The organism is Macrococcus equipercicus (assembly GCF_004359525.2).
In the GTDB taxonomy this organism is placed as follows: domain Bacteria; phylum Bacillota; class Bacilli; order Staphylococcales; family Staphylococcaceae; genus Macrococcus; species Macrococcus equipercicus.
Map to the genome: position 1 here is coordinate 1 of NZ_SCWC02000016.1, position 4,693 is coordinate 4,693.

Sequence of the window (4,693 nt, forward strand, 5' to 3'; positions counted from 1 at the left end):
CTGGAACCTTGTTCCAGCTCGCAAAAAGGAAGCCACTGTCCTCCTTACGGTTATCCGCATAGCCATTTATATTTGCTGAGACATTATAAGTCGGCGCATAGACCTTTAGAAACGGTGATTGAGTACTTTCCCCTTTACCAGAGGAGGCAGTGACCTTAAAGTAATAGTGCTTTACATTGGCATATCTCTCATTGACCTTTCCATAAAGGATGGAAGGATCTCCCGGCAGCTGAACGCCATCCTTATTCTCTCGAAGTGACCCAGTTGATCCAAGTGTCAATGCGTTCAACTGCGTTGTGTTAGGAAAAATGTTCTTTCCTTTAGAACTCCATGAAGTGCCTGTGACATTCTCAACCTTCTCATATTCTGTCCCATTGAAGATGAACACATTGTATGAAGTGGCACCGGCAACGCCCGGCCAACTGATATCAATGGCTATCTTATCCTTAACATCAGTCACTGCGCTCTTCAGGACAGGTGTACTCGGTGTATCAGGAATCAGTTCCATGATGGACTGACGGTCTGCATCAGAAGGTGTCCCACTACCCAGCTCATAATCCGTAATGACACGGAACTGGAAGGTCTGGTCCGTACTTGTTGTGCCTCGACTTTTTGTATAGAATCCTGACGGATCTAACGGCAGGTCAGTACCATCACCCGATCTGAATTTGATTCCTCCTGTGACTGTATCCTTTGTTGCATATTGGGTTGTCGTCGGCCAGATCTTTTTGTCCTTTGTACTGTAGGAAGTAGACGCTCCGGTATAGACAGTCTACCATCCCAGCCCATCAAACATCTGAAGTTTATAGGCTTTCGCACCTAACATCGATGGCCACGAGACATTGATATAGCCGTTCCGTGTCCCTGCGATGGTGTAAGGCGTCGTCTGGATATTACTCATCTTCGGATAGGAGTAGACGACTGTCAGCTTAGATTTGTTCGTCGCATTCTCAGATGCACTCAGCTGTTTCCAGTAGGTCTGCCCGTTACCATTCGTGTGAAGTTTCACACCGTAGTCACTCTTACCTTCTGCGATGCCTTTGGCATAACTGAGAACGTTGAAGTTCAGCCATTCATTAGTCGCTGCCGTGGCACTGGTGATATTCGTACTGGTCGGTTTTGTGTTCCAGGTCACCCCTATCTCTGACCACGTTGCATTGACCTTGTCCAGCCATACACCCATCTTGGTAGCACCATAGTAATTCCAGCTGGTGTATGCTGAAATTTTTGCGGAACTGACAAGCGCTCCTTTCAGATAGTTTGTCGCAGGGAACTTCATGAAAGCATAGTTAGTACCGGTTGCCGCATCATACTTACCCACTCTAAGGACATACTGTCCGAGAGTTGAGTTCCAGTATTTATTGAGGTTGGTGTCCGGTTGGGCACTGGAGACAAATGTATCCAGTGTCACATCCTTTGCGAACGTCGGATCGATGTAGACAGGATACACTCTTGCCTCATCATTCAGCCAGTTCCCATCAGGTATGACCTTTAATATATACTTACTACCTGCCTTCTTAAGATCATATTTTACAGCATATGATTTTTCAGATAGTCCACTTTTCTTATCTATATTGCTGTCTGACATTTCAGGCTTCGGCATCTTGAAACTGACCTCACCCTCTGCATCCTTGAATTCAATCTCATTTCCATCTGTCAAAGTGACCGTTTTATCTGTCTCGATCTCATAGATGATGCTTTTTAAGTCAGCCTGTCTTTCTTTAAGAATGACATCCTCCTTGACTTCCTGGTTTAAGGTGATATGGCGGAGGTCTACTCCAGGTAATACACTTTTATGCCAGATGACATTATCGTCCACCTGTGCAGCTGTGCTTTTCGGTGCATTCATCTTATCTTTATATTCAATACCCTTGAGTATGACACGTGTCTCATTGCCCTGATCAGTCATCTCCATGAATGGTGTGCCGGCAGTCAGATTCTTTGAGAACGCCAGATCCATATTCGTCTGATGAGGTACATAATTCTCTCCCTGTGATTTTAGAGCAGGATTCACTGCCTTCATCCCATCACCAGTATTCATCATGACCTGATCATCATAGAAAGTCGCCTGATACTGATTCGCGTCCTCTTTCACAATAGTCGTTTCATTGTTTATTTCTTCTATCTGTTTCCTGTCTTCTTCTTCAAGCGTCTTCGGTGCCTGAATCAACTTCTCTTCGTTCTCTGTACTCTGCGTGTCCTTTTCTTTCAGATTCTCCTGAGTGATATTCGTCTCTGCATAGGCAGTCAAGAAATCAACAGGTAATAAAGAAATTAACAGTGATACGACTATCAGCCATACAACCGGCCTGAAATAAACCTTTTTTTCCATCATATACCTCCAATAATTTTTACTTCCATTTTGATAATAGTTTACATAACAGTAAAATAGCAATATGTTTTTAACTCTATTAAAAATTATATTAGTTTACAAAAAAGAGTTATATGTATATCTAAATTTAATTAGTTATAATTTGTCACTAGTGTTGCATAAATAAATACAAAATTTTCTGAACTTTTATTTTCTACGAAAATTTAAAAATTGAAAACACCTAAACACAGGTAGCGATCATCCATTTTTTTACTGATGTAATTACGTAATAACTAAGCGACATTTTTTAGTAACTATCAGGGGATAGGCCCCCTGATTCTACGAATCAGATGGTGTCCCTTGCTCCATATAGAGGCTTTAAGTAACCTGGTGATCTGCAGAATACTCTTTCTACTATTATTCTTCAACTTAATCAGCATATTCAAACAGTAGACAATCAAAGCGATATAAACCTGATTGGAGACAGCTGTCTCCGAACAGCCGTAAAATGTTTTGACGTTCAGATGCTGCTTGATCCATTTAAAGAACAGTTCAATCGCCCAGCGTGATTTGTAGATTTCGCCAATCTCCTCCGGAGATAAGTCAAATCTATTGGTCACTAAGACAAGGTTTTTGCCTTTTTCATCCTGAACAGTCACACGGCGAAAGTAATGTTCTGTCCTGTTAGTCGTTGTTCCAAGAACCACCATCTCATCTGAAATGACGCTGCTCTGTTCGCCGGCACCAAAATCGTGAATGACTCTATGAACCGCATTACTCCGTAATCTGGATACAAAGAAGTAGCCTTCATCAGTCATTTCATCAAATCTGCTGTACTGTACATATCCACGATCAAAAACGTACATACATTCCTTGTCATCCACTAAAAGCTCAAGATGATTCTGATCATTCTCACAGGCATTGGTAAGGTAGAAATCATCTGGATATGAATCATGATCTTCCATGTGAACCAACCGTAAGTGCAGCTTGACACCTGACTTTGTTTTTCTGAACTTTGCCCAGCGATAGTGATGAAAGTTCAGAGGCAGTGTACTTGAGTCAATGATCTTCAATGGTGTAGTGATCTTTCTCTTCTGATTAAAATGCGTCTCCCTCTGGATCTGGTCTAATAGCTGACTGAAGATATCCTTAAAAATCTGTGTGGGAACGTCAGATAGTTTTCTACTGAGCTGAGAATAGCTGATAGAATCAAAACCTAAGGTTTTCTGAAGTTTCTCTGAAAAAACACTGTCACTGACAGCTCGTAGACTTTCGGTCTCAAATAACTGTGAATATAACAGGAGTTTAATGAAAGCATAGGTATCTAGCTTCTTTATATAGTAGTCTAAGTTCAGGATTTTCACCTGTTGAGAAATTTTCTTGAAATCTATCGGTGAAATCCATTGTTCAAATGATGATTTTCTAGTAAACTTATCCATGTTGAGATCCTTTGTATTGGATTTGGATGTGTATTACTACCTCCAACCATTATAAAGGACTTTTTTTGTACAGAAAATAAATTTTTAGAATATTCCATTTAAAACCGTAGGTTGAAATATTTTTATGCAACACTAGTGATTTCTACTATATTATAATTTTCTTCATCAAATATATTTAATTCCTCCTTGCTTAATATACTAAATGAACAATATAAGTCACATCTACTATTATATTTAGTTTCTATTTGTTTTATATAAATTGGTTTTTTACTACTTACTTTTTCTAATAAATAGTCGCCAGGGCAATATTGAGAACTTGAAATCACTAAATGGGTATTCATAAAATTGAAATTATCAATTATATATGTTTTTTTATAGCAATTAAATATTTCAGAAGATTTTAGTAACTCATCTAGCAATCGATATTTTATTGAGTCTTCAATTGTAGTATTCATAACTGAAGTAATCTGTGGTACATAAATATATTTAGGAAAATCTGAAACTTTATTAAAGTCTTTTACTATTTCTCTTTTAAAATTTTTAATTTTCCTTCTCATTCCACGTATTTTACTATTTCTCACCATAGTTTTCGTCCTTTCACTGCTTTTTTAATCATTTTGCCTGTAACTGAATCCATCGCCCCTAAGTGCTTACCTTTTTTATCATACACTTCAATTTCATTATGAGCTTTGTCCCATGTATAATAACGTTTCTTGCTTCCACTTCCTGAAGTTTTTATGCTGAATCGTCTACACTTAGTTGGACAATTTCTATGTGAATAGATATTGTTAATCTAAGAAAGTGGGTGATTTATTGATGTCACGAGAAAGAAGAAGTTTCAGTCCTGAGTTTAAACTACAGATGGTCAAACTTTATGAGAACGGTAAACCTAGAAATGAAATTGTACGTGAATATGACCTGACGCCTTCGGCATTAGGAAAAT

The 4,693-nt window shown here is 38.8% G+C and carries 5 protein-coding genes and 1 pseudogene; 1 reads left to right on the forward strand and 5 read right to left on the reverse strand.

The features are described 5' to 3' along the window. From ERX35_RS11085 to ERX35_RS11105, 5 genes and pseudogenes are all read right to left on the reverse strand, one after another. Positions 1 to 508 (reverse strand): hypothetical protein (locus ERX35_RS11085; RefSeq protein ID WP_149459949.1); only part of this gene is annotated, 508 nt, incomplete at its 3' end. A gap of 264 nt (positions 509 to 772) precedes the next feature. Then, the gene (locus tag ERX35_RS11090; RefSeq protein ID WP_170234624.1) at positions 773 to 2,332 is read right to left on the reverse strand and encodes a DNRLRE domain-containing protein; all 1,560 of its coding nucleotides are present in this window, start codon (positions 2,330 to 2,332) and stop codon (positions 773 to 775) included. A gap of 296 nt (positions 2,333 to 2,628) precedes the next feature. Beyond that, positions 2,629 to 3,750, reverse strand: a complete 1,122-nt coding sequence (locus tag ERX35_RS11095) for an IS4 family transposase (RefSeq protein WP_149459951.1) — start codon at positions 3,748 to 3,750, stop codon at positions 2,629 to 2,631. A gap of 122 nt (positions 3,751 to 3,872) precedes the next feature. Next, positions 3,873 to 4,331: a hypothetical protein gene (locus ERX35_RS11100; RefSeq protein WP_149459952.1), complete on the reverse strand. Its 459-nt coding sequence runs from the start codon at positions 4,329 to 4,331 to the stop codon at positions 3,873 to 3,875. After that, positions 4,328 to 4,498, reverse strand: a pseudogene (locus tag ERX35_RS11105) (colicin E3/pyocin S6 family cytotoxin); the annotation flags it as partial. The gene ERX35_RS11100 and the pseudogene ERX35_RS11105, both read right to left, overlap by 4 nt. 68 nt (positions 4,499 to 4,566) lie before the next feature. Between ERX35_RS11105 and ERX35_RS11110 the strand changes: the two are divergent. Continuing rightward, positions 4,567 to 4,693: transposase (locus tag ERX35_RS11110; protein WP_149458327.1), on the forward strand; the 127-nt coding region annotated here is incomplete at its 3' end.

What these genes read in the sequence shown, in the direction of transcription:
- ERX35_RS11095 (WP_149459951.1), bottom strand. Translation starts at nt 3,750, where the DNA reads ATGGATAAGTTTACTAGAAAATCATCATTTGAACAATGGATTTCACCG.
- ERX35_RS11090 (WP_170234624.1), bottom strand. Translation starts at nt 2,332, where the DNA reads ATGGAAAAAAAGGTTTATTTCAGGCCGGTTGTATGGCTGATAGTCGTA.